Origin of the sequence: Burkholderia oklahomensis C6786 (genome assembly GCF_000959365.1) — a bacterium.
In the GTDB taxonomy this organism is placed as follows: Bacteria; Pseudomonadota; Gammaproteobacteria; order Burkholderiales; family Burkholderiaceae; genus Burkholderia; species Burkholderia oklahomensis.
In genome coordinates this window covers 4,045,257-4,069,974 of record NZ_CP009555.1, presented here as the reverse complement: position 1 = coordinate 4,069,974, position 24,718 = coordinate 4,045,257, and the positions used below count along the sequence as shown (strand labels likewise).

General features: G+C 66.8%; 22 protein-coding genes and 1 tRNA gene. 16 read left to right on the top strand and 7 right to left on the bottom strand.

Going from position 1 to position 24,718, the window contains the following annotated elements:
* Window positions 1–274: 274 nt before the first annotated feature.
* Window positions 275–820 carry a PAS and helix-turn-helix domain-containing protein gene (locus tag BG90_RS18055; protein ID WP_010104198.1) on the bottom strand — a complete coding sequence of 182 codons (546 nt, stop codon included), beginning with the start codon at window positions 818–820 and terminating at the stop codon, window positions 275–277.
* 253 nt (window positions 821–1,073) lie between these two features.
* Between BG90_RS18055 and BG90_RS18050 the strand changes: the two genes are divergently transcribed.
* Window positions 1,074–1,778, top strand: a complete 705-nt coding sequence (locus BG90_RS18050; RefSeq protein WP_010115721.1) for a CoA transferase subunit A — start codon at window positions 1,074–1,076, stop codon at window positions 1,776–1,778.
* A 1-nt stretch (window position 1,779) separates the two neighbouring features.
* Window positions 1,780–2,421, top strand: coding sequence for a CoA transferase subunit B (locus BG90_RS18045; protein WP_010104196.1), 642 nt, complete (start codon window positions 1,780–1,782; stop codon window positions 2,419–2,421).
* Between the two features lie 285 nt (window positions 2,422–2,706).
* Here the strand turns inward: BG90_RS18045 and BG90_RS18040 are convergent, their stop codons facing one another.
* The 3 genes from BG90_RS18040 to BG90_RS18030 are packed head-to-tail and all read right to left on the bottom strand — an operon-like array spanning window position 2,707 to window position 5,129.
* On the bottom strand, window positions 2,707–3,423 hold the full coding sequence (locus BG90_RS18040) for an SDR family oxidoreductase (protein WP_010115719.1): 717 nt from the start codon (window positions 3,421–3,423) through the stop codon (window positions 2,707–2,709).
* Window positions 3,424–3,479: 56 nt separating this feature from the next.
* Window positions 3,480–4,556, bottom strand: a complete 1,077-nt coding sequence (locus BG90_RS18035) for a polysaccharide deacetylase family protein (RefSeq protein WP_038802881.1) — start codon at window positions 4,554–4,556, stop codon at window positions 3,480–3,482.
* Between the two features lie 15 nt (window positions 4,557–4,571).
* The gene (locus tag BG90_RS18030; protein WP_038802572.1) at window positions 4,572–5,129 is read right to left on the bottom strand and encodes an ester cyclase; all 558 of its coding nucleotides are present in this window, start codon (window positions 5,127–5,129) and stop codon (window positions 4,572–4,574) included.
* Window positions 5,130–5,317: 188 nt separating this feature from the next.
* Here BG90_RS18030 and BG90_RS18025 point away from each other — a divergent pair, with 188 nt between their 5' ends.
* Window positions 5,318–6,223: a LysR family transcriptional regulator gene (locus tag BG90_RS18025; protein WP_010115716.1), complete on the top strand. Its 906-nt coding sequence runs from the start codon at window positions 5,318–5,320 to the stop codon at window positions 6,221–6,223.
* Between the two features lie 493 nt (window positions 6,224–6,716).
* Here BG90_RS18025 and BG90_RS18020 read toward each other — a convergent pair whose 3' ends face one another.
* On the bottom strand, window positions 6,717–7,145 hold the full coding sequence (locus tag BG90_RS18020; protein WP_052712371.1) for a DUF1641 domain-containing protein: 429 nt from the start codon (window positions 7,143–7,145) through the stop codon (window positions 6,717–6,719).
* Window positions 7,146–7,171: 26 nt separating this feature from the next.
* A complete protein-coding gene (locus BG90_RS18015; protein ID WP_010115714.1) occupies window positions 7,172–8,362 on the bottom strand; it encodes an NAD(P)/FAD-dependent oxidoreductase in 1,191 nt (396 codons plus the stop codon).
* Between the two features lie 348 nt (window positions 8,363–8,710).
* Between BG90_RS18015 and BG90_RS18010 the strand changes: the two genes are divergently transcribed.
* The 12 genes from BG90_RS18010 to BG90_RS17955 all read left to right on the top strand — a co-directional run bounded on the left by BG90_RS18010 (window position 8,711) and on the right by BG90_RS17955 (window position 20,887).
* Window positions 8,711–9,820 carry an alpha/beta fold hydrolase gene (locus BG90_RS18010; RefSeq protein ID WP_232288881.1) on the top strand — a complete coding sequence of 370 codons (1,110 nt, stop codon included), beginning with the start codon at window positions 8,711–8,713 and terminating at the stop codon, window positions 9,818–9,820.
* A gap of 73 nt (window positions 9,821–9,893) precedes the next feature.
* Window positions 9,894–10,247, top strand: a complete 354-nt coding sequence (locus BG90_RS18005) for a RidA family protein (protein WP_010104168.1) — start codon at window positions 9,894–9,896, stop codon at window positions 10,245–10,247.
* A gap of 45 nt (window positions 10,248–10,292) precedes the next feature.
* Complete coding sequence (locus BG90_RS18000) at window positions 10,293–12,539, top strand: RelA/SpoT family protein (RefSeq protein WP_010104167.1); 2,247 nt, start codon at window positions 10,293–10,295, stop codon at window positions 12,537–12,539.
* 120 nt (window positions 12,540–12,659) lie between these two features.
* Window positions 12,660–12,736 (top strand) — tRNA-Val (locus tag BG90_RS17995).
* A 266-nt stretch (window positions 12,737–13,002) separates the two neighbouring features.
* Complete coding sequence (gene thrS / locus BG90_RS17990) at window positions 13,003–14,910, top strand: threonine--tRNA ligase (RefSeq protein WP_010115711.1); 1,908 nt, start codon at window positions 13,003–13,005, stop codon at window positions 14,908–14,910.
* A 49-nt stretch (window positions 14,911–14,959) separates the two neighbouring features.
* On the top strand, window positions 14,960–15,484 hold the full coding sequence (gene infC / locus BG90_RS17985) for a translation initiation factor IF-3 (RefSeq protein WP_081464034.1): 525 nt from the start codon (window positions 14,960–14,962) through the stop codon (window positions 15,482–15,484).
* Between the two features lie 194 nt (window positions 15,485–15,678).
* Window positions 15,679–15,876, top strand: coding sequence for a 50S ribosomal protein L35 (rpmI, locus tag BG90_RS17980; RefSeq protein ID WP_004191477.1), 198 nt, complete (start codon window positions 15,679–15,681; stop codon window positions 15,874–15,876).
* Between the two features lie 30 nt (window positions 15,877–15,906).
* Window positions 15,907–16,266 carry a 50S ribosomal protein L20 gene (gene rplT, locus BG90_RS17975; protein ID WP_004192938.1) on the top strand — a complete coding sequence of 120 codons (360 nt, stop codon included), beginning with the start codon at window positions 15,907–15,909 and terminating at the stop codon, window positions 16,264–16,266.
* 148 nt (window positions 16,267–16,414) lie between these two features.
* Window positions 16,415–17,428: a phenylalanine--tRNA ligase subunit alpha gene (pheS, locus tag BG90_RS17970; RefSeq protein ID WP_025989843.1), complete on the top strand. Its 1,014-nt coding sequence runs from the start codon at window positions 16,415–16,417 to the stop codon at window positions 17,426–17,428.
* An 87-nt stretch (window positions 17,429–17,515) separates the two neighbouring features.
* Window positions 17,516–19,948 (top strand): phenylalanine--tRNA ligase subunit beta, encoded by a 2,433-nt coding sequence (gene pheT / locus BG90_RS17965; RefSeq protein ID WP_010115709.1) that lies wholly within the window; start codon window positions 17,516–17,518, stop codon window positions 19,946–19,948.
* A 72-nt stretch (window positions 19,949–20,020) separates the two neighbouring features.
* Window positions 20,021–20,425 carry an integration host factor subunit alpha gene (locus tag BG90_RS17960; protein ID WP_010104148.1) on the top strand — a complete coding sequence of 135 codons (405 nt, stop codon included), beginning with the start codon at window positions 20,021–20,023 and terminating at the stop codon, window positions 20,423–20,425.
* Between the two features lie 57 nt (window positions 20,426–20,482).
* Window positions 20,483–20,887, top strand: coding sequence for a MerR family transcriptional regulator (locus tag BG90_RS17955; RefSeq protein ID WP_010104145.1), 405 nt, complete (start codon window positions 20,483–20,485; stop codon window positions 20,885–20,887).
* 145 nt (window positions 20,888–21,032) lie between these two features.
* Here the strand turns inward: BG90_RS17955 and BG90_RS17950 are convergent, their stop codons facing one another.
* Window positions 21,033–23,153, bottom strand: a complete 2,121-nt coding sequence (locus tag BG90_RS17950) for a hypothetical protein (protein ID WP_025989842.1) — start codon at window positions 23,151–23,153, stop codon at window positions 21,033–21,035.
* Window positions 23,154–23,871: 718 nt separating this feature from the next.
* On the opposite strand from BG90_RS17950, the gene BG90_RS17945 reads away from it, so the two are divergent.
* On the top strand, window positions 23,872–24,714 hold the full coding sequence (locus BG90_RS17945) for an oxidoreductase (RefSeq protein WP_010104140.1): 843 nt from the start codon (window positions 23,872–23,874) through the stop codon (window positions 24,712–24,714).
* Window positions 24,715–24,718 lie beyond the last annotated feature (4 nt).

The following is a 24,718-nucleotide window of genomic DNA, read 5'->3' as shown; positions in this document are numbered from 1 at the left end:
ACGTTGCTTTCCGTGTGATGCTTCAGATTGATTGATCTAATTCGGACTGTGTTGCCTAAGGTTAAATAATTTTTTCGAAAAAGTGTAGAGCCGAAATTCGATCTAATCGGTATCGGGAAAAGAAATTGTTGAGCTTTGGGTGGCAATGGATCGGCTGCGGTTGCGGCAAGTACTCGATTCATTGGCGTTCTTGATTCCCCGGCAGCCGGCGGGGCGGGACGCGGTCATTCGTGCGCGCTCGTCCGCCTGCCTGGGCAGCCGGCGTTCCGAGTCTTCACTGCCCGAGCAGGCGTTGCACCAGCTCGGCCGTATTTCCCGTCCCGTATTTGCGCATCAGCCGCGCGCGATAGATGTCGACCGTGCGCGAGCTGATGTCGAGCACGCGGCCGATCTGCTTGCTCGTCTTGCCGGTCGCGAGCTGCGCGGCGATCTCGCGCTCGCGCGGCGTCAGTTCGACCGCGACGCGCCGCGTCGCGCTCAAGTCCTCGAACGTCCACACGCCCGCGGCGAGCGGCGCCGTGCGGTCGAGCGCGCGGCCCGTCACGTGGCACCAGAACAGCTCGCCGCTCGCGCGCTTCATGATGCGGTCGTCCGCGTAGCTGCCGTGCGCGATCATCACGGGCGAGATCCGCTCGCCGATCCGCTCGAATTCGTCGGACGACGGGTAGAGCACCTCGAACGACCGGCCGATCAGGTCGGCGCGCGCGCAGCGGAAGATCGCGGCGAGTTCGTCGTTGCAATCCTCGATGACGCGATCGCGCGACAGCACGAGGCCGATCGGCGCGAGATGGAAGGCGGTCTGGTAGTCGATGGCGGGCATGTAGCTGACGGACAGTGATCGGGCGGCGCGCGAGCGGCGGCGAATGCTTATGTAATTTTGCGTATTGTGCCGCATCCGGCGCGCATCGTACCCTTTCACAGGTGTCGCGGCTCAGGCCGCGAACGGATAAGAGAAGAAAACGCATCGTCGCGGCAGCATCCGCCGCGGATGCTTAGAATGGTGCGACAGGTCCGTCGCGCGCGCGAGCCGCGCGGGCCGTCGAGCTGGTTTCCATAGAGGAAGGGACATACAGATGAACAAAGTCTACCCAAGCGCGGCTGCCGCGCTCGAGGGCGTCGTCCATGACGGACAGACCTTCGCGGTCGGCGGCTTCGGCCTGTGCGGCATTCCGGAAGCGCTCATCGCCGCGCTGCGCGACTCGGGCGTGAAAGGCATCACCTGCATCAGCAACAACGCGGGCGTCGACGGCTTCGGCCTCGGCCTTCTGCTCGACACCCGGCAAATCAAGAAGATGATCTCGTCGTACGTCGGCGAGAACAAGGAATTCGAGCGCCAGTATCTGTCGGGCGAGCTCGAGCTCGAGTTCACGCCGCAAGGCACGCTCGCGGAGAAGCTGCGCGCGGGCGGCGCGGGCATCCCGGCGTTCTTCACGCAGACGGGCTACGGCACCGTGATCGCGGAAGGCAAGGAGACGCGCGAGTTCGACGGCAAGCATTACGTGCTCGAGCCTTCGCTCACGGCCGACGTCGCGCTCGTGAAGGCGTGGAAGGCCGACAAGTCCGGCAATCTGATCTACCGCCGCACCGCGCGCAACTTCAATCCGATGTGCGCGATGGCGGGCCGGATCACGGTCGCCGAAGTCGAGGAGATCGTCGAGAACGGCGAGCTCGATCCGGATCAGGTCCACACGCCCGGCATTTTCGTGCAGCGGCTCGTGCTCAACGCGACGCCGGAAAAACGCATCGAACAACGCGTCGTGCGCGCGAAAGGAGACTGAGATGGCTTGGAATCGTGACCAGATGGCCGCGCGCGCGGCGAAGGAATTGCAGGACGGCTTCTACGTGAATCTCGGCATCGGGCTGCCGACGCTCGTCGCGAACCACGTGCCAGTGGGCGTCGAAGTGTGGCTGCAGTCGGAGAACGGCCTGCTCGGGATCGGCCCGTCGCCGACCGAGGACGAAGTCGATGCCGACCTCATCAACGCCGGCAAGCAGACCGTGACGACGCTGCCCGGCTCGTCGATCTTCTCGTCGGCCGATTCGTTCGCGATGATCCGCGGCGGCCACATCAACCTCGCGATCCTCGGCGCGATGCAGGTCAGCAAGAACGGCGACCTCGCGAACTGGATGATCCCCGGCAAGATGATCAAGGGGATGGGCGGCGCGATGGATCTCGTCGCGGGCGTGAAGCGCGTCGTCGTGCTGATGGAGCACGTCGCGAAGGGCGACCAGCACAAGATCCTCGAGGAATGCACGCTGCCGCTGACGGGCGTCGGCGTCGTCGACCTGATCATCACGGATCTCGGCGTGATCGAAGTGACGCCGGACGGGCTCAAGGTGCTCGAACTCGCCGACGGCGTGAGCGTCGACGAGATCAAGGCGAAGACGGGCGCGCCGCTCGATGTGAGCGCGGTCGCCTGACGTCGCGGTTTCGGCGCGGCGGCGCGCTTGCGAGCGCCGTTGTCGCCCGGCGGCGCCGCTGAAACGGCGGGATGAAAACGCCCCGTGTCGGGAAGACACGGGGCGTTTTCGCATTTCGATCGGCGATGGTGGGCGCTCGGCTGCGCATCGAGCGGGGCGTGTCGATGCGCGGTGCGGGCCGTCTCGGATCGGCCGCCGCTTTGCGTCGCGGCGTCGCGCGATAGCCGCGGGCGTATCGGGGCGGCGAGCCCCGATACGCCGTGCGCCGCCCGCGGCGCTTGGCGCTCACGCGATCGCGCCGCCGCCGTCGACGAGCACCGTCGACCCCGTCGCATAAGGCGTCGAAGCGAGATAGACGATCGCGTTCGCGACGTCCTCAGGTCGCCCGACGCGCCGCGCGGGCAGCCGCGCGCCCGCCGACGCGTACATCGCGTCGCGCGCGGCGTCGTCGAGCTTCGACCACAGCGGCGTCGCGATGAGCCCCGGCGACACCGCGTTCACGCGCACCGGCGCGAGCTCGAGCGCGAGCCCGCGGGCGAGCGCCTCGAGCGCCGCGTTGATCGCGCCCTGAAGCACCGAGCTCGCGCTTGGCCGCACGCTCAGGAAGCCGGACACGAACGTGAGCGATCCGCCCGGCGCGATGCGCGCCGCGCGTGCGACGCGGTACGCGCCCCAGAATTTGCTGTCCATTGCCGCCTGCGCGTCGGCGAGCGGCAACTGGCGAGCGGGGCCGCTCGGCGTCTGCGCGGCCGATACGATCACGTGATCGAACGGGCCGGCGTCGGCGAAGAAGGCGTCGACGACAGGCGCGTCGGTCGTATCGAGCACCGCTTGCCGGACCGCGCCGCCGATCTCGCGCGCGGCCGCGGCGAGCTTGTTCGCGTCGCGCGACGCGATCGTCACGTCGGCGCCGAGCGCGACGAACGCGCGCGCGGCGGCCGCGCCGATGCCGGAGCTGCCGCCGACGACCAGGACTCGTTTGCCATTGAAAGAAGCGTTCATCGTGTGATCTCCGAAACGAAGGAGGAAAGGGCGCGGCGCCGCTGCGCCGCCGCCCGTCAGAGGGTTTCGCTCTCGCGCAGCGTGAGCGGGCTTTGCAGCGCGTAGCGCGCGATGTCGTCCTTGCGCATGAACACGACGCCCGGGTGCGATTTCGCGTAGCGCAGGAACGCGTCCCAGGCGCGCACCATCTGCGGCGTGCCGCTGATCCGGTCGTGCGCGCTGATCGACATCATCCGCCGCCGCATGCCGGCTTCGTCGTACAACTGATCGAAGTCGAGCTTGATCTGGTCGAGGAACCGCCCGGGCGAATAGTTGCGGCCCTCGACGAGCAGGATGTCGTTGTTGCGCAGCGTATAGGGCACGACGACGAAATCCTTGCCGTTCACTTGCTCGATGAACGGCTCGTCGCGGCTCACGTCGTCGATGTGATACTGGTAGCCGAGCTCCTGCAGCAGCGACAGCGTGTTCGGACCGCGCCGCAGCCAATTGCAGTTGTAGCCGACGGGCCGCGCGCCCGTTTCGGCCTCGACCATGTCGCGCGCGGCGATCAGGAAGCGCCGCTCTTCGTCGCGGGCGAGTGCGTACTGCGAGCTCCAGCGCGGGCCGTGTGCCGCGGCCTCGTGGCCGCGCGCGACGATCGCGCGCGCGAGGTCCGGCCGGTGACGCACGGCCTCGCCGATCATGTGCGACGTGACCTTGATGCCGTGCCGGTCCCACAGATCGAGCATGCGCGGGATGCCTTCGCGGTAGCCGTACGCGAACCACGTCGCGGACGCGAGGTCGACGCTCACCTGCGGCGGGAAGTCGACGTGCGGGAACGGGCTGTCGGCGCCCGTCGGCGGCTGGCCGCCCGCTTCGAACTGCATCGAGATCGAGATCACGAGCCGCGCGCCGTTCGGCCAGAACGCGCCTGGCGCCGCCTGGCCGGCCGGCGAGCGGAGCGGCGATCGGGCGGCGGTCGACGCGGCCGAAGCATGTGCCGAAGCCGCACCGCTCGGCGCGGCCGCCGAGCCGAGCGCGAGCCCGGCCGCCGCGAGGCCGATGCCGCCGCCCGCGCGGGCGAGAAAGTCGCGCCGGTCGGGCGCCGCGGGCGCTGCCGAGGTTGCGGACGCTTCTAGCGTGCTCGTCGTCATGTCCATGTTCTCCCGTCACGCCGCGACGCCAAGCTGGCGCAGCAGCGTCAGGTTGTCTTCGATGTGCCAGTTCTCGGCGATCCGGCCGCGTTCGACGCGGTAGATGTCGGTCGCGATGAAGTCGATCGCCTGGCCCTTGCCCTGCGCGCCCTCGAACGTGCCGGTGAAGTGTCCGCGAAAGCGCAGGTGCACGACGACGCGGTCGCCCGCGACGATCATCTGCTCGATCTCGCACGACATGTCGGGGATCGCTTCACGCATCGTCCGCGACGCGGCGAGCGGGCCGGCAAGGCCGGGCGCGCGGCCGGGCGGCGGCGTGCGGTCGGCGAAGTCGTCGGCGAGCGCGGCGCGCGCGAGCGCCGGGTCGCCGTCGTGCCAGAACGTGTCGTAGCGGCGTGCGGCGAGGATCTGCGCGTCGCGCTGCGCGGCGGGCAGGCTGCGGTCGGCGCTCAGATGCCTGGGTTCGATCAGGCCGGCCGGATCGGCGCGGGCGGGCGCGAGCGCCGCCGCGAGCAGCAGCGCGGCCGCGGCGCGCGTGGCGGGAAGCGAGTGTCGGCGAAGGGTGTCGAGCATGCGGATCTCCGGGGATGCATTGTGTGGCGCGCGATGCCGGAAGGCGGCCGCGCGGGAAAATCGTTCGTTTCGTTCGTACTGCGCAGGCGCCTATGTTAGTTTTCCGTTTTCGATGCAGATACGGGATTCTGGCGAATGGATTCTTCTCAAAAAGGAAAAGGTGGGCGAGGCCGACGGCGGGCGCATCGATGCTGATCGACGATTTGCCGGCACTCGCGACGTTCGCGCGGATCGTCGCGGCAGGCAGCCTGTCCGGCGCGGCGCGCGAGCTCGATCTGTCGCTGTCGGTCGTCAGCAAGCGGCTTGCGCAGCTCGAAGCGCGACTCGGCGTGCGGCTCCTGCAGCGAACGACGCGCGAGCAGACGCTGACCGAGGAGGGCGCGCTGTTCCACGCGCAGGTCGTGAAGATCCTCGCCGAGATCGAGCAGGCGGAGACGCTGATGCGCGACAAGCGCGGCACCGTCGGCGGCGCGCTGAGGATCACGGCGCCGGGCGAACTCGGGCGGCTGCGGATCGCGCCCATCGTCGCCGCGTTCCAGCGGCAGCATCCGCAGGTGACGGTCCAGATGCAGCTCACCGACGCGGTCGTCGATCTGATCGCGCACGATATCGACGTCGCGGTGCGGATCGGCATGCTCGCGGACTCGTCGCTGATCGCGCGCGAGCTCGCGCCGAACTATCGCGTGCTGTGCGCGTCGCCCGCCTATCTCGCCGAGCGCGGCATGCCCGCGCATCCGGCCGACTTGTGCGCGCACCGCTGCATCGTGATGGGCGAGCAGCCGCGCGTCGAATGGCGTTTCGACGGGCCGGAGCCCGTTGCGGTCGAGGTGTCGGCCGCGTTCCTGACGAACGACGGCGGCGCGGCCCGCACGTTCGCGCTCGAAGGCGCGGGCATCGCGCTGAAGTCGATCTGGGATGTGGGGCCGGACATCGCCGCGGGAAGGCTGCGGCGCGTGCTGCCCGAATGCGCGTCGAGCGCGGCGCCGCTTCACGCGGTGTATCCGAGCGGGCGGCACCTCGCGCTGCGCGTGCGGACGTTCGTCGACTATCTCGGCGCCGAGTTGCGCCGCGCGTGGTGCTGGGACGAGCAGTGAGCGACGGCGGTCGATGGCGGGGTTGTCGCCGTGGCGTCGCCGGAACGGATTGGCTGACACGTTCGTTTCGATTGCTGCGGCAGCGCCCGCGATCCTGACTATCTCGGTTGCGCCGGTCCTGGTCGTTTGGACTGCCCGCAGGCAGGGAGTGCCGTCTGCCTCGTCGCCGAAAAGCGCGTTGGTTGAAGGTGTGCGCCGACGTGGGCGGGTCCGTTCGGCTCCGAAGTGCGCTGCGCAAAGGCCGAAGCGAGCGCCGAACGACTTTGGCGGGGATGTCGCGCGGCTGGCTGGGAGCGGAGCGGCATCGACGTCGGCATCTGCGTCGGTTGCCGCGTCGGCGCGGTCGCTTCAGTCGTCCTTTCCGGGCTGCTCGGGCTGTTTGCTCGGACGGCCAATATGCCCTCCGACGCCGCACGGGCCGTCTTGACTGCCACGAGCGCGAGGCCGCTCGATACGAGCGAATCTCCGCGCACGACGGCCGTCCGGCGGGCCGCTAGACGACCGCGTTCGCGCCCGCTGCCGTCTCGCCGTGCAGCCGCCCCGCGATCTGCAGCGCGCGCAGCAGCATGCCGACGCCGCGCCGCGTGTCGGGGTCCCGCAGCAGGCTCCACAGCGCGCGCAGCGGCGGCGCCTCGCGCTGCCGGCGCGCCTCGGCGCTCGCGACGCGCAGCGCGCCGCCCGCCGTCGCGCCCGCCGCGACGACGTCCTCGAACAGTTTGCTGAGCTTCTCGACCGCAGCCTGATCGGCGAAATCGACGAGATCGGCGACGAGCGCGAACAGGTCGACGAGGTTGCCGAGCCGGTCGCCCACGAGGAGCGGCCGCAGTTCGGGCGCGATCGCGGCCCAGGTCGGGTCGGGTGCGGCGGGCGCGTCCAGCGCGGTGGGGCGCGCGTCGTGCGCGGGCGTGGCGGATGACGACATGACGGCTCCTCGGGACGAAGGGCGATTCACGCGAGGCCGCGCGCGACCGCCCAGTAGATGCCGCGATTGAAGCCGACGCGCAGCAGGCCGCCCAGCTTCGTGGGCGGCGTCGGCCGGACGTCGCGGCGGTAGTCGTACCAGAGCGGCATTCCGGCGTCGAGCCCCATTTGCGCGACCGCCTGCACCTTGCCGTCGTAGCACGCGACCGGATGGCCGAGCCGGATCTGCGCGGCGATGTTGTCGGCGATCACGGGCGCCTGGTTGTGGCATGCGCCGCCCGCCTTGCTGACGGGTAGATCGACGGTGTCGCCGATCGCATGGACGTTGTCGATGCCGCGCACGCGCAGCGTCTCGTGATCGGTCGGCAGCCACCCCTCGTCGTCGGCCGCCTCCGACACGCCGCTCTCGCGGACCGCTTCGACCGCGCGGATGGGCGGCGTCGCCATCAGGATGTCGAACGGCTGCTCCGCGCCTTCCTCCGAAGACGCGATCTTGCGCGCCGGATCGACGCGCGCGAGCGTGAAGCCGCGCTGATAGCGGATGCCGCGCTGCTCGAAGAGCGCGGGCAGCACGTCGCAGGTCGGCTTTTGCAGGAACAGGCAATTGCGCAGCAGTTGCGACACGGTCGGATACGTGTAGACGATCTCGACCTTGTCGCGCACGCCGCGGCGGCGCAGCGCGTCGTCGAGCATCAGCGTGGTCTCGATCGGCGCGATCCCGCATTGATGCGGGACGTTGTGCGTCTTCGGGAACGTGACGGTGACGAACACGGTTCCGCGCTCGATCGACGCGATTCGCTCGGCGAGTCGCCGCGCGGGCTCGTACTGGTAGAAATGGTCGCCTGCTTCGGCGAGGCCTTCGATGCGCTCGGGAGACGGCACGCAGCCCGTCGCGATCACGAGATGGTCGTAGCCGTAGCGCTTGCCGCTCTTCGTGTGCACGTGCTGCGTCGCGAAGTCGAAATGCGTCGCGCGATCGACGACGAACGCGATCTCGGGGCGCAGCAGCGAGCGCTCGGCGCGCGTCAGTTCGTTGCGAAAGCACGCGCCGAACGCGACGTACATGAACGCCGGCTTGTAGTCGTGGTCCGGCGAATCGGACAGCAGCGTGAGCCGCACATCGTTGCGGACGACTTCGTCGAACAGTTTCGACGCGAGCTGATTGGCGAGCATCGTGCCGCCGAGCCCGCCGCCGACGATCAGGATCTGCGTGGACATCGTGCGCCTCCTTCTGCCGGACGGATGATGCGTCGCTGGACATCGGCGCGACAGCCGGCTGAAACGAATGGCGAATGCGTGAATTGGCGATATGTTTTTTTTGATGAGCCGAGCGTATGAAATGAATCGGGCGAAGTCAATTACACGACAATTACGCGACGGCGTTTTCGCGCGCGAAGCGCGAGCGGGCGGCGATGGCCGGGCCTGCCGCGGGCCGCGCCGCAGCGGTTCGCGAACGGGGCGTGCGACATATTGCTGCAGTCGCCGGTTCGTCCATGCGACGCATCGATTCGTCGACCGGGCATCAGCGATCGATTCGATCATTCGGTTCGACTTTCCTGAAATTCGATTCATGAAATAGATCGACCGGATATTTCTTCTCGGGCATGCGGCGCGCGCGTCGCTGCGAGTCGCTGCGCGTCGCGTAACGCGCCGTTCGGCCGACCGGCCTCGCGCGGCGAAGCGGTTTACAATCGGTCCATGTGTTCGGCGGCCCGTCGCCATCGGGGCGCCGAGCGTTCGACCATGCCGATCGTTCGTCAGGATGCGCCGATGCCATCGAACCTTGTCACTTCCGTCTCTCCACGCGAGCGTCGCGTGCAATGCGCGCATCCAATGGGCTTGCACCACGTCGCGTACACCGAGTGGGGCGATCCCGTGAATCCGCGCGTGCTCGTCTGCGTGCACGGCCTCACGCGCTCGGGGCGCGATTTCGATCGTCTCGCGACAGCGCTGTCCGACGTCTATCGCGTCGTCTGTCCCGACGTGGCCGGGCGCGGCCGGTCGGACTGGCTCGCGGATCCGGGGCTCTACGGCGTGCCGCAATACGTCGCCGACATCGTGACGCTGATCGCGCGTCTCGATGTGGAGCGCGTCGACTGGTTCGGCACGTCGATGGGCGGCCTGATCGGCCTCGCGCTCGGCGGATTGCCGGGCACGCCGATCGGCAAGATGATCGTCAACGACATCGGCCCGCACATCGAGCCCGCCGCGCTCGAGCGCATCGGCGAATATACGGGGCTCGACAAGCGCTTCGCGACCGAGCAGGAGGGCGTCGATTACCTGACGTCGCTGTCGTTGCCGTTCGGCCCGCTCACGCCCGACGAGTGGCGCGCGCTGAACCGGCCGCTTCTCGTGCAGGACCCGGACGGCTCGTGGCGCGCGCGCTATGACCCGCGCATCGCGGTGCCGTTCAAGGCGGCGACGCCGGAAGCGAATGCGCAGGGCGAGGCTTGGCTATGGCATTCGCTCGAGGCGTTCGCGGGGCCGCTTCTCGTCGTGCGCGGCGCGCAGTCGGATCTGCTGTCGCGCGACACGGTCGATGCGATGAAGGCGCGCGGACGCGCGGTGTCGAGCGTCGAGATCGCGGAAGCCGGCCATGCGCCCGCGTTCGTGAGCGCCGAGCAGATCGCGATCGCTCGCCAATTTTTCGTCGGAGACGCGCCGCACGCGTCATAATATGCGGTTCGGCGCGGCCCGCACGCGAGCTTGCCGCGCCGTCCACCGATCAACCATCCAACCGGGAATTCTCATGGCAGTTACTCGTCACCACGTCGGCCCCCGTCTTTCCGAAATCGCGATCCACAACGGCACCGTCTACCTCGCGGGCCAGATCGCCGAGGACACGGCGCAGGACATCAAGGGCCAGACGCGCGAAGTGCTCGGCCACATCGACCGCCTGCTCGGCGAGGCGAACAGCGACAAGTCGAATCTGCTGTCGGTGCAGATCTTCATCTCCGACATGGCGAACTTCCCGGGCATGAACGAAGTGTGGGACGCATGGGTCGCACCGGGCGCGACGCCGCCGCGCGCGACCGTCGAGGCGAAGCTCGCGAACCCCGCGTGCCTCGTCGAAGTGGTGGTCGTCGCCGCGCAGCGCAGCTGAACCGGAGCGCGACACGTTTTTTCCGGCAACACGCACTACCCGACGATGACAGCCGATTCCGCTTCCGCCGCGACCGCCGCGGCGCCGTCATTCGACGACGTGCTCGCGTTCGTGCGCGAGCATGCGGGCGACGCGCGCTTGTCGTCGGGCGAACTGCTCGCGGACCATGCAGCGGGCACGTCGACGATCATGCAGCGGCTGAACGTCGATCCGCCCGCGGTGCAGGCAGCCGCGCTCTTCGCGCTCGCGCCGTATCTGAGCGATCCCGAAAAGCAGATCGCCGAGCGCTTCGGCGACGAGGTTGCGCGCCTCGTCACCGACGTGCGCAAGCTGCTGCGACTCGGTACCGTGAGCCTGCGCGCCGCGCAGAGCGCGCCCGTCGACGCGGGCCGCGACGCACAGGCCGAGCGGCGCGCGCAGATCGAGGCGCTGCGCAAGATGCTGCTCGCGTTCGCGCAGGACATCCGCGTCGTGCTGATTCGGCTCGCATCGCGGCTGCAGTCGCTGCGCTATTACGCGGCTGCGAAAATCGAGCCGCCGCCCGACGCCGCGCGCGAAACCCTCGAGATCTACGCGCCGCTCGCGAACCGGCTCGGGATCTGGCAACTGAAGTGGGAGCTCGAGGATCTCGCGTTCCGCTTCGAGGATCCCGTCACGTACAAGCGTATCGCGAAGCTGCTCGACGAGAAGCGCATCGAGCGCGAGGCGTACGTCGCGGAGGCGATCGAGCGGCTGCAGCGCGAGCTCGCGGCCGCGCATATCCAGGCCGAGGTGAGCGGCCGTCCGAAGCACATCTACAGCATCTGGCGCAAGATGCGCGGCAAGGAACTCGACTTCTCCGAGCTCTACGACGTGCGCGCGTTTCGCGTGATCGTTCCGGACATCAAGGATTGCTACACGGTGCTCGGCATCGTCCACCACCTGTGGCAGCCGGTGCCGAAGGAATTCGACGACTACATCTCGCGGCCGAAGCCGAACGGCTACAAATCGCTGCACACGGTCGTGATCGGCGACGACGGCCGCGCGTTCGAAGTGCAGATCCGCACGCAGGAGATGCACCGCTTCGCCGAATACGGCGTCGCCGCGCACTGGCGCTACAAGGAAGCGGGCGCGCGCGGCTACGGCGGCCAGTTCTCGGCAAGCGAGAAGTACGACGAGAAGATCGCTTGGCTGCGCCAGCTCCTCGCGTGGAAGGACGAGGTCGCGGACAGCGGCGGCGACGGCGACGCGAGCGGCCGCGAAGCATGGGCGCAGTTGCGCGAGACGACGCTCGACGACGACCACATCTACGTGCTGACGCCGCAGGCGCGCGTGATCGCGCTGCCGCAGGGCGCGACGCCGGTCGATTTTGCGTACCACCTGCACAGCGAGCTTGGCCATCGCTGCCGTGGCGCGCGCGTCGACGGTGCGATGGTGCCGCTCAACACGCCGCTTGCGAACGGCCAGACGGTCGAGATCGTCGCGGTGAAGGAGGGCGGCCCGTCGCGCGACTGGCTCAATCCGCAGCTCGGCTATCTGCACAGCTCGCGCGCGCGCCAGAAGGTGCGCGCCTGGTTCAACGCGGTCGATCAGCAGGAGACCGTCGCGCACGGCCGCGCGCTCGTCGAGAAGACGCTGCAGCGGGAAGGCAAGACATCGGTCAATCTCGAGCACCTCGCGGCGAAGCTCGGCTTCAAGTCGCCCGACGAGCTGTTCGCGGCCGTCGGCAAGGAGGAGTTCAGCCTGCGCAACGTCGAGCAGGCGCTTTCCGACGCGCCCGCGCCGGAACCCGAGCCTGAAGCGCCCGCGAACTTCGAGAAGCGCGCGAGCGGGGCGAACGTCGCGCACGGCGCGTCGACGGGCGTGCTCGTCGTCGGCGTCGACGCGCTTCTCACGCAGCTCGCGCGCTGCTGCCGCCCGGCGCCGCCCGATCCGATCAGCGGCTTCGTCACGCGCGGCAAGGGGATGTCGATCCATCGCAGCGATTGCCCGACGTTTCGCCGGATGGCCGAGCGCGCGCCCGAGCGCGTGCTGCAGACGACCTGGTCTGCCGACGTGCTGGGCGGGCGCGGCGCGTCCGTCTATCCGGTCGACTTGATGCTCGAAGCCACCGACCGGCAGGGGCTGTTGCGCGACATCTCCGAAGTGTTCGCGCGCGAGAAAATGAACGTGATCGGCGTGAAGACGCAGAGCCGCCGCAATGCGGCGTTCATGCAGTTCACAGTCGAGGTGTCGAGCGCGTCGCAGGTGCAGCGCGCGTGCACGCTGCTTGGCGAGGTCCAGGGCGTCGTTCGGGCGGCCCGCAAGGCGTGAGCGCTGGCAGGCCGCCCGCCGGCGGCTGCGCTGCTCGGCAACGGGTGCGAACTTTGCCGAACAAAATGCACGAAAACGCTTGCCAAGACGAAAAGAGCTCCATATAATTTCAGCTTCTTCAGGCTCGTAGCTCAGTTGGTTAGAGCACCACCTTGACATGGTGGGGGTCGTTGGTTCGAATCCAATCGAGCCTACCAACGACATCGGCTGGAGCTCGGTTCGCCGGGCTTCGGCGGCAGTAGAAAATTCTACGCAAAAGGCGAATACGGTTATGACACCGCGAACGTTGACCGAAACCCATTCGGAGCGACGCTAGTCGAGGAACGTTTTCGCCTTGTGGTATTGAAGCATCGGAATGCGGCCCCTCGAAAGCGGGGCCGCATTTTTTTTGTCGCGCGCTTTTGCTGGCGGTTTCGCGCGTTGTTAGTCCGCCGCTCACTGACGGCATCACGGAGATTGCTATATGGTTTCGATACGCTTGCCCGACGGCTCGGTTCGCCAATACGAGCATCCGGTGACGGTCGCCGAAGTGGCGGCGTCGATCGGCCCTGGTCTTGCGAAGGCCGCGCTTGGCGGCAAGCTCGACGGCGAGCTCGTCGATACGTCCACGCTGATCGATCGCGACGCGTCGCTCGCGATCGTCACCGACAAGGACGCCGACGGCCTCGACATCATCCGTCACTCGACTGCCCACTTGCTCGCGTACGCAGTGAAGGATCTGTATCCGGACGCGCAGGTGACGATCGGGCCCGTGATCGACAACGGCTTCTATTACGACTTCTCGTATCACCGTCCCTTCACGCCCGAAGATCTCGAGAAGATCGAAAAGCGCATGCAGGAGCTCGTGAAGAAGGACGAGCCCGTCACGCGCCGCGTCGTGTCGCGCGACGAGGCGGTTTCGTACTTCCGCAGCATCGGCGAGAAGTACAAGGCCGAGATCATCGAGTCGATTCCCGCGAGCGACGAGATCAAGCTGTACGCGCACGGCGGCTTCACCGACCTGTGCCGCGGCCCGCACGTGCCGTCGACGGGCAAGCTGAAGGTCTTCAAGCTGATGAAGGTCGCGGGCGCGTACTGGCGCGGCGACTCGAAGAACGAGCAGCTTCAGCGCATCTACGGCACCGCCTGGACGAAGAAGGAAGACCAGGACGCGTACCTGCACATGCTCGAAGAGGCGGAAAAGCGCGACCACCGCAAGCTCGGCAAGCAGCTCGATCTGTTCCACATCCAGGAAGAGTCGCCCGGCATGGTGTTCTGGCACCCGAAGGGCTGGACGCTGTGGCAGCAGGTCGAGCAGTACATGCGCCGCCGTCTCGACGCGGCCGGCTACCTCGAGATCAAGACGCCGATGATCATGGACCGCTCGCTGTGGGAGGCGTCCGGCCACTGGCAGAACTATCGCGAGAACATGTTCACGACCGAGTCGGAGAAGCGCGACTACGCGGTCAAGCCGATGAACTGCCCGGGCCACGTGCAGGTGTTCAAGCACGGCTTGCGCTCGTATCGCGATCTGCCGCTGCGCTACGCGGAATTCGGCTCGTGCCACCGCAACGAGGCGTCGGGCGCGCTGCACGGCCTGATGCGCGTGCGCGGCTTCGTGCAGGACGACGCGCACATCTTCTGCACGGAAGAGCAGATCAACTCCGAGGCGATCGCGTTCAACAAGCTCGCGATGAGCGTCTATGAGGATTTCGGCTTCGACCGCATCGACATCAAGCTGTCGTTGCGACCGGAGCAGCGGATGGGCTCGGACGAGACGTGGGATCACGCCGAGGATGGCCTGCGCAAGGCGTTGAAGGCGTGCGGCGTGGAGTGGGAGGAGTTGCCGGGCGAGGGTGCGTTCTACGGCCCGAAGATCGAGTACCACATCAAGGACGCGCTCGGCCGCTCGTGGCAGTGCGGCACGTTGCAGCTCGACATGATGTTGCCGGAACGGCTCGGCGCCGAGTACGTCGCCGAGGACAACAGCCGCCGCCGGCCGGTGATGCTGCACCGGGCGATCGTCGGCTCGATGGAGCGCTTCCTCGGGATTCTGATCGAGCACCACGCCGGTGCGATGCCCGCCTGGCTCGCGCCCGCCCACGCAGTTGTGCTGAATATCGCCGAAAGTCAGGTGGAATATGCGCAGACTGTTGCTCAATCGTTGCAAAAACAAGGGCTTAGAGTGTCGGCCGATTTGCGCAACGAGAAAATTAGCTATAAAATACGCGAGCACACGCTCGAAAAAGTTCCCTATCTGCTTGTCGTAGGCGATAAAGAGCGTGAAGCACAAACGGTAGCCGTGCGTGCCCGTGGCGGCGTCGATCTGGGTGTCATGCCCGTCGAAGCCTTCGTTGAGCGTCTGCGTGAGGACATCCAGGCGTTCAAGTAACCGCCCTGGCAGCGCGGCTCGTTTTTTTAATTTTTAGAGGAAACGTAACATCGCTACTGATAAGTCGTCGCATCGCATCAACGGTGAAATCACTGCACCGGAAGTGCGTCTGGTCGGGGTCGATGGCGAGCCCATCGGCATCGTGAAACTCGCCGAGGCTTTCCGTAAATCGGAAGAACTGGATGTTGACCTGGTGGAGATCGCGCCGCAAGCGGCTCCGCCGGTGTGCCGTCTGATGGATTACGGCAAGTTCAAGTACCAGGAAGCCAAGAAGCAGCACGAGGCGAAGCTCAAGCAAAAGGTCATCCAGGTCAAGGAAGTGAAGTTCCGCCCGGGGACCGATGACGGCGATTACAACGTCAAGCTTCGCAACCTGGTGCGCTTCCTCGAGGAAGGCGACAAGACGAAGATCACGTTGCGTTTCCGCGGCCGGGAAATGGCTCACCAGGAAATCGGCATGCGGATGCTCGAGCGTCTGCGCACCGATCTCGACGAAGTCGGTCAGGTCGAGCAGATGCCGAAGATGGAAGGGCGCCAGATGATCATGGTGCTCTCGCCGAAAAAGAAGAAGTAACGAGCATGCCGCGCGGATGCGCGGCGGTTCGGTGAAGTGGTTCGGCACGTCGTCCGGTCAGGGCGGCGCGCCTGAAACGACGGTGGTCGCGCAAGCGTCGCGCCGTATACAAGTGGACTGGGTTCCGAAGGGCGGGTTGAGGGCGCAAGCCAACCGCACACCCACCTCCATCAAATAAACTGGAGTTGTTCGTCATGCCTAAGATGAAGACCAAGAAGAGCGCTGCAAAGCGCTTCGTGGTGCGTCCGGGCGGTACCGTCAAGCGCGGTCAAGCCTTCAAGCGTCACATCCTGACCAAGAAAACCACGAAGAACAAGCGTCACCTGCGCGGCGCCACGGCAGTTCATGATTCCGATCTGAACTCCGTCCGCGCGATGCTTCCGTTCGCGTAACCCCTCAATCGATACTCACAGGAGAGAATCATGCCTCGAGTCAAACGTGGGGTAACCGCACGGGCCCGTCACAAGAAGATCATCAACCTGGCCAAGGGTTATCGCGGCCGTCGCAATAACGTCTACCGCATCGCCAAGCAGGCGGTGATGCGCGCGGGCCAGTATGCGTACCGCGACCGCCGCAACAAGAAGCGTGTGTTCCGCGCACTGTGGATCACGCGTATCAACGCGGCCGTGCGTCAGCACGACATGACCTACAGCGTGTTCATCAACGGCCTGAAGAAGGCGTCGATCGAACTCGACCGCAAGGTGCTGGCCGACATGGCGGTGTTCGACAAGGCTGCTTTTGCCGCGATCGTGAAGCAGGTGAAGGCCGCCGTTGCAGCCTAATTGCGAAATTAGCACTGCGTGGTGAGCTGCAGCGATGTTCCGGTAGTCGCGGCCGCTGCAGCGAAAACGGGGCTCTTCCGAGCCCCTTTTTTGTTGGGTCGGGCGTTTCGCTCGACGAGCACAACTGACGTTGGAAGTGATGGGATCAATGGATCTGGACCAGATTGTCGCCGACGCGCAGCAGTCGTTCGAAGAGGCTGCGGATATCACCACGCTCGAGAACGAGAAGGCGCGGTTTCTCGGTAAGTCGGGCGCGCTGACCGAGCTGCTGAAGGGCCTCGGCAAGCTCGATCCCGAAACGCGCAAGACGGAAGGCGCGCGCATCAATGTCGCGAAGCAGCAGGTCGAGGCCGCGCTCAACGCGCGCCGCCAGGCGCTCGCCGACGCGCTCCTGAACCAGCGTCTCGCCGCCGAGGCGATCGACGTCACGCTGCCGGGCCGCGGCACGGGCGCGGGCAGCCTGCATCCGGTGATGCGCACGTGGGAGCGCGTCGAACAGATTTTCCGGTCGATCGGCTTCGACGTGGCCGACGGCCCCGAGATCGAAACCGACTGGTACAACTTCACCGCATTGAACAGCCCGGAGAACCATCCGGCGCGCTCGATGCAGGACACGTTCTACGTCGACGGCAAGGATGCCGACGGTCGCCCGCTGCTGTTGCGCACGCACACGAGCCCGATGCAGGTCCGCTACGCGCGGATGAACCGGCCGCCCATCAAGGTGATTGCCCCCGGCCGCACGTACCGCGTCGACAGCGACGCGACGCACTCGCCGATGTTCAATCAGGTCGAAGGCCTGTGGATCGACGAGAACGTCAGCTTCGCCGACCTGAAGGGCGTCTACACCGATTTCCTGAGGAAATTCTTCGAGCGCGACGACATCCTCGTGCGCTTCCGCCCGTCGTACTTCCCGTTCACCGAGCCGTCGGCCGAGATCGACATGATGTTCGAGCACGGCAAGAACGCGGGCAAATGGCTCGAGATTTCCGGCTCCGGCCAGGTGCATCCGACGGTGATTCGCAACATGGGCCTCGACCCCGAGCGCTATATCGGCTTCGCGTTCGGCAGCGGCCTCGAGCGGCTGACGATGCTGCGCTACGGCGTGCAGGATCTGCGTCTCTTCTTCGAGAACGACCTGCGCTTCCTGCGGCAGTTCGCGTAACGGCGCGACCGTCTCGCTCCGCGCCCGGCCGGCCTACCGAGGCGGCGCGCCGGGCCTCGATCTAACCTGTTTCGAACGTGGATATCCATGCAATTCCCTGAATCCTGGTTGAGAACCTTTGTCGATCCGCAACTGACGACGGACGAGCTGTCGCACGCGCTGACGATGGCGGGGCTCGAGGTCGAGTCGCTGCGCCCGGCCGCGCCGCCGACCGAGAAGATCGTCGTCGGCCGTGTGATCGAGGTGGTCAAGCATCCGGATGCCGACAAGCTCAACGTCTGCCAGGTCGACGCCGGCACGGGCGCGACGCTCCAGATCGTCTGCGGCGCGCCGAACGTCGCGCCGGGCATCAAGGTGCCGGTCGCGCTCGTCGGCGCGAAGCTGCCGCCCGCCGAAGAAGGCGCCGAGCCGTTCGCGATCAAGCTGTCGAAGCTGCGCGGCGTCGAGAGCCAGGGGATGCTCTGCTCGGCGCGTGAGCTGAGGCTTTCCGACGACCACAGCGGCCTCATGATCCTGCCCGAGGACACGCCCGTCGGCGAGGACATCCGGGATACGTTGAGCCTTGACGACACGGTCTTCGAAATCAAGCTGACGCCGAACAAGGCGGACTGCCTGTCCGTGTTCGGCATCGCGCGCGAGACGGCCGCGATCACGGGGGCGCCGCTCACGGCGCCCGACATCCGTCCGGTCCTCACCGAGCTGACCGAGACGCTGCCCGTCAAGATCTCCGCGCCGGATCTGTGCGGCCGCTTCTCCGGCCGCGTGATCCGCGGCGTGAACGCGCGCGCGAAGACGCCGCAATGGATGATCGAGCGCCTCGAGCGCGCGGGCCAGCGCAGCGTGTCGGCGCTCGTCGACATCTCGAACTACGTGATGTTCGAACTGGGCCGCCCGTCGCACGTGTTCGATCTCGACAAGATCCACGGCGGCATCGACGTGCGCTGGGGCCGGCGCGGCGAGTCGCTGAAGCTCCTGAACGGCAGCACGGTCGAGCTCGACGAGACGGTCGGCGTGATCGCCGACGATCGCCAGGTCGAGAGTCTCGCGGGCATCATGGGCGGCGACAGCACGGCCGTGACGCTCGACACGACGAACATCTACCTCGAAGCGGCGTTCTGGTGGCCGGACAGCATCCGCGGCCGCGCGCGCAAGTACAATTTCTCGACCGATGCGGCGCACCGCTTCGAGCGCGGCGTCGATTACTCGACGACCGTCGAGCATGTCGAGCGGATCACGCAGCTGATCCTCGACATCTGCGGCGGCCAGGCGGGCCCCGTCGACGACCGGATCGCAAACCTGCCGCAGCGCGCGCCGGTGGCGATGCGCGTGTCGCGCGCGAACCGGATCATCGGCGTCGAGATCGGCGAGGACGAAGTCGCGCAGATCTTCACGCGTCTCGGCCTCGCATTCGAGCGCGACGGCGACGTGTTCAGCGTGACGCCGCCGCCGCACCGCTTCGACATCGAGATCGAAGAGGACCTGATCGAGGAAGTCGCTCGGATCCACGGCTTCGAGAAGATTCCCGCCCGGCCGCCCGTCGCGACGAGCGAGATGCGCGCGACCGACGAGACGCGCCGCTCGATTCACGCGATCCGTCACGCGCTCGCCGCGCGCGACTACGCGGAAACGGTCAACTTCAGCTTCGTCGATGCCGAGTGGGAGCGCGACTTCGCCGGCAACGACAATCCGGTGCGTCTGCTGAACCCGATCGCGAGCCAGTTGTCGGTGATGCGCACGACGCTGTTCGGCAGCCTCGTCGGCGTGCTGCGCCACAACCTGAACCGCCGCGCCGATCGCGTGCGCGTGTTCGAGACGGGCCGCGTGTTCATCGCCGATCCGTCGGTGAAGGCGGGTGAACTCGCGGTCGAGGGCTATGCGCAGCCGAAGCGCTTCGGCGCGCTCGCGTACGGGCCGGTCATCGAAGAGCAATGGGGCGCGGCGACGCGCCAGGTCGACTACTTCGACGTGAAGGGCGATCTCGAGGCGCTGCTCGCGCCCGTCGTCGCGCGCTTCGTGAAGGCCGAGCACGCGGCGCTGCATCCGGGCCGCAGCGCGCGGATCGAAGTCGACGGCCGCGCGGTCGGCTGGATCGGCGAGCTGCATCCGCGCCTGATGCAGAAGTACGAGCTGCCGCATGCGCCCGTGATGTTCGAGATCGACGCGGACGCGCTCGTCGCGCGCACGCTGCCGGTTCCGTCGGAGGTGTCGAAGTTCCCGCCGGTGCGTCGCGACATCGCGGTCGTCGTCGATCAGAAGGTCGAAGTGCAGGCGCTTTTCGACGAAATGAAGAAGGCGCTCGCGGAAGACGCGTGCAAGTTCGTCCAGAAAGTTGCGCTCTTCGACGAATTTCGTGCAAAATCAAATACTTCCAGTGGGTTGTCAGCCCATGAGAAAAGCCTTGCGTTCCGCGTCACGTTGCAGGACCCGGCTGGAACCCTGCAGGACGAGATGGTCGACCAGGCGATTCAGACCCTCGTGGACCGCATGGCTCGAGTCTATGGCGCGCGTTTGCGCGGATAGGGCGCGAAAGTGGCGGATACCGCCGCTTTCGTCAGTGTTTTTGTCCAAGTTTGACGCGCTAGTTTTGCAGATATGAACGACATGAACTCGAGTGAATTCGAAGCCCTCCTGACGGCGCAACGCAGCGCCATGTCACGCGACGTTCCGGCGTCGCCGCCCGCCGGCGATACGCCGACGCTGACGAAGGCCGAGCTGGCCGAACTGCTGTTCGACAGCGTCGGCCTCAACAAGCGCGAGGCGAAGGACATGGTCGAGGCGTTTTTCGAGGTGATCCGCGATGCCCTCGAAAACGGCGAGAGCGTGAAGCTGTCGGGCTTCGGCAATTTCCAGCTGCGCGACAAGCCGCAGCGGCCGGGGCGCAATCCGAAGACGGGCGAGGCGATTCCGATCGCCGCGCGCCGTGTCGTGACGTTCCACGCGAGCCAGAAGCTGAAGGCGCTCGTCGAAAACGGCGACGAATCGGATCTCGTGCGTTAAACCGGCGCTTCGCCCCTGCGCGCGGCGCCCGCGCCCCTTACCGACGGTTAACTGACGATGACGTCGACGGTTGAGAAAGTCGTGTTGCCCCCGATCCCCGCGAAGCGCTACTTCACGATCGGGGAAGTGAGCGAATTGTGCGGCGTGAAGCCTCATGTGCTGCGGTATTGGGAACAGGAGTTCACGCAGTTGCGCCCGGTGAAACGGCGAGGGAACCGCCGCTACTATCAGCACCACGAGGTGCTGCTGATCCGGCGGATTCGCGAGCTGCTGTACGAGCAGGGGTTCACGATCAACGGCGCCCGCAACCGGCTCGACGCGGTCGGCAGCGAGCGGGGCGCGCCTCCGACGGCCGACGAGCTCGAACCGCACGCCGCGGAGCCGGTGCCGCGCGAGACGGTGGATGTCGCGCAGTTGCGCGGGGCGCTTCTCGACGTGATCGACGGTCTCAAGCGTAGCTGAACGCAGCGCCCCGGGCCGCGCCGAGCCGCGCGTTTTCCGGCGGACAGACAGTCGGAAAACGAAGACAAGCCCGTGCGAACGCCGGTTCGCGCGGGCTTTTTTCCGGGCGGTCCCGCCGGCGGCCGTGCTGCGCGTGCGGCGCGAATCACGGCGTGAGCGGATCCTTCTTGCCGACGTCGACGTCCAGTGTGCCGTCGTGCGCCATCCGCACCGAGCCGTGCGCGACCACGTCGCGGTAGTCGTAGAGATCGAAACGCACCCGCTGCTTCGACGTGTCTTGAACGAGAATGCGCATGTTCAGCACGAGCACGTTGAACATCTTCGTGTCGCCGCTTTCGAGCCACAGGTAGCTCTTCGGGATGTTTGCGGGCGGCCGCTGCACGGGCGCGTTCGGCGCCGAACGGAAGGTCAGGCGCAGACCGTCCGGCTCGACCGTCGCTTGCGACATGCGGCCGATCAGCATGGGCGGCGGGAACACCGTGTACTGGTCGAGCACGAGCGCATTGCCGCGCAGCTCGGCGCCGCGGCGCTTGAGCGGTGCGAGCGACGACAGCTCGATGCCGAGCGCGCGAAGCAGCTTTGCCTGCGGCACGCCGAGTACCGACACCTTCGTCGGCGTGAACGCGAGATGGCGTTCGTCGAGCAGCGTCAGCGTGCCTTTCATGTCGGCCGGCAGCCAGACGCCGGGCGGCACCTGGTTCCACAGTTTGAGGCCGCCCTGCACGTGCAGCTGGTCGCCGTCGGCACTCAGCTTCAGGTCGTTCAGCGAGCGCGGCGAATAGTCGAGCAGATGCCGGTTGAAGAGATCGGACATCGCGTCCCACGGCGCGAGCACCGAGCCGCTCAGGATGCGGATGTCGTACTGATTCGGATCGTCGAGGTCGACGGGCTCGCCCGCGCGTTTCGCGACGAGCTGAACGACGAGGTCGTCGACGCGAAAGCCGATGTTACCGGCGATGTAGAAGTCCGCGTTGTGCAGGTGGATCGTCGTCGTGCCGTTCGATATGTGGCGCGGGCCGAACGCCGTCACGTCGCCGCCGTGCTTCGCGGCCACCTTGCGGAAGTCGGATCGCGGCGCGCCGTCGCTCGGCGCGACCGCAAACGCCTCCCATTGGCGGCGTGCTTCGTTCAGACTCGACTGCTGCGCCGCGATCAGGCTGTCGTTCAACCGTGCGGACGCGCTGCCGACGCTCGGCGCGGCGGGGCGCGCGACCTGCGAATATGACGGCATCAGGATCGACAGCGCGCCGCTCGGCTCGAAGTTGAAATAGCCGGCGACGAGCTGGTCGCGATAGTGATACATGTCGAACACGAACGCGTCATCCGGCGCGGACTCGCGCGGCGGATAGATCACGATGTCCGCGTTCATCGGCATCGCGCGCATGAATTTCACGTCGCCGCCGCGCAGATAAATCGCGTGCTTCGGCGCGTTCTCGGGCATCGTGAAGCCCGCCTTCGTGCCGTCGTCGAGCACGAGGTCGAGACCGGCGCGCGTCAACTTCAGCGCGACGATGTTGATCTTCAGATGGGGCGGCGGCAGCAGCTTGTCGACATTCAGCACGAGATCGTTGCCGTTCAGCCGCACGATCGGCGTGTCGATCTTCAGCAGATCCGATACCTGCACCTTCGCGGCACGCATCACGGGACCCGCGTCGATGCCCGATACGTGCACGTCGACCGGACGGAAGACGAGCGTCGAGCCGTCGCGAACCTCAAGCTTGCCCTTCAGCAAGAACGGCACCCAGCCGTCGCGCTGCATTTCGCCTTGGATGTCGAGGACGCCGTCGCCCGCCGTCACGCGCACGTGCCGCAGCGGCGCGTTGTGGTAGCCGAAGATGTAGCCGCCGAAGAGCGCGTTGAGCTTCGTGTTGTCGAGCGTCACGGTGCCGCGGTGCACGGCGATGTCGAAGCTCGTCGGGTCGTCGAAGACGGTGGGCGCGCCGGGATGCGTCGGCACGAGCGTCGCCGATAGCTCATGGACGAGGAAGCCGAGGTCGCCGACGATGCGGAAGTCGACTTCGCGCAGGAACGCGAGCGTGCCGTTCTGCCCGGAGTCGCGCAGCGTGAGCGGGCGCGGCTGCGTGAGCTTGATCGACGCGAGCGCCGGCACGGTCCGCGCGATCTGCTGCTCGCGCGCGAGGCGGTCGGCCTTCGTGCGTTCGATCGTCGTCGATGCGGCACCGTCGCTGCCGACCTTCGGCGTCGATTCCGCGCATCCCGCGCTCAGGACGGCGAGCGTGACCGCCGTTCCCGCGCACGAGCGCAGGAACCAGCGCGAAGCCGAAACGGCGGTGCGTATGGCGTGCCACGCGTCAGGCGCGCGATGAAATGGCGTGCGATGGACGTGCTGGACCGGTGTCCGCATCGTTGATGTCTCCCTATCTTTGTCGTGACTGGCGCGCGAGCGCGCGCGTCGGCTGGCGCCGATGATTTGGCGCAGTTTGGCATAGCCGCGCTAGAGGAGCGGCACCAAACGTCGGCGCGTCGTGCTGCGGTGCAAGGAGGCGCATTGCAGCGGGAAGGACGCGACGACGATGATACGAATCAAACGCCCGTATAAACGCTCGTATAACGTGCGCATGGCGGTCCGGTCGGCGAGAAGCGGGGCGTGCGTTCGGCGAGAAGCGCCGTTTCAGGGGATACCCGGGCGGTATCGGGCGGATCGTGCGCGCTGCGGCAAACGCTCGGCGGGTGCGGGAGAGCGGCGGAACGGCGCCGCTGCCCGCGACGGCCGGATCGCGCGCCGTTCACCGGGGGCACGCGATGCGATCGACGTTCGAGCATTGGGATCGCCGCGGGAACGGGCGATGCGCGCTCGGCGTCCCGCCGCGGAGCGGGCCGGGCGAGACAACTGCCGGCTCCGTCGTCCGCGGCTGCGTCGTTCGCGCAATCGGTTTCCGCGATGGCGCGTTTTGCTTGCGCCGGGCGCTCGGCGAGGCGCTACGATCGTCCTGTTAATCGTCTCGATCGATCGGAGAATTCGCATGACAACGCACGCATCCGGCAAAAGGGTCGCGCTCGTGACGGGCGCGTCGTCGGGGATGGGCAAGGCGTTCGCAAAGGCGTTGCTCGCCGAGGGGATGACGGTCTATGCGGCAGCGCGCCGAGTCGAGCAGATGGCCGATCTGGCCGCGCTCGGCGCGACCGTCCTGAAGATGGACGTCACGCGCGAAGCGGACTTGCGGGCGGCCGTCGAGCGAATCGAGCGAGAGACGAACGGCGCCGACGTGCTGATCAACAACGCCGGATTCGGAATGTTCGGCGCGATGGAGGAGACGAGGATCGACGACGCGCGCTACCAGTTCGAAGTCAACCTGTTCGGCATGGCGCGGCTGACACAGCTCGTGCTGCCGTCGATGCGTGCGAAGCGTGCGGGGCGCATCGTCAACATCTCGTCGATGGGCGGCAAGATTTATTCGCCGCTCGGCAGTTGGTATCACGCGACGAAGCACGCGATCGAGGGCTGGTCCGATTGTCTGCGGCTCGAACTGCAGCCGTTCGGCATCGACGTCGTGATCGTCGAGCCGGGCGCGATCGTCACCGAGTTCGGCGACGTGATGCTCGCGCCGATGCTCGAGCGTTCGGGCAACGGGCCGTACGCGAAGATGGCAGCCGCGGTTGCCGCTGCGACGAAGATGCTCTATCAGGACGGCCGCGGCTCCGATCCGCAAGTGATCGTCGATGTGATCGTTCGTGCGGTGCGCGCCCGGCGGCCGAAGACGCGCTACGTCGCCGGCAGGTTCGCGAGGCCGACGATGTTTGCGCGCACGTGGCTCGGCGATCGCATCTTCGACAAGCTGGTGATGCTGGCGATGAAGCGGGCGTGAGCGA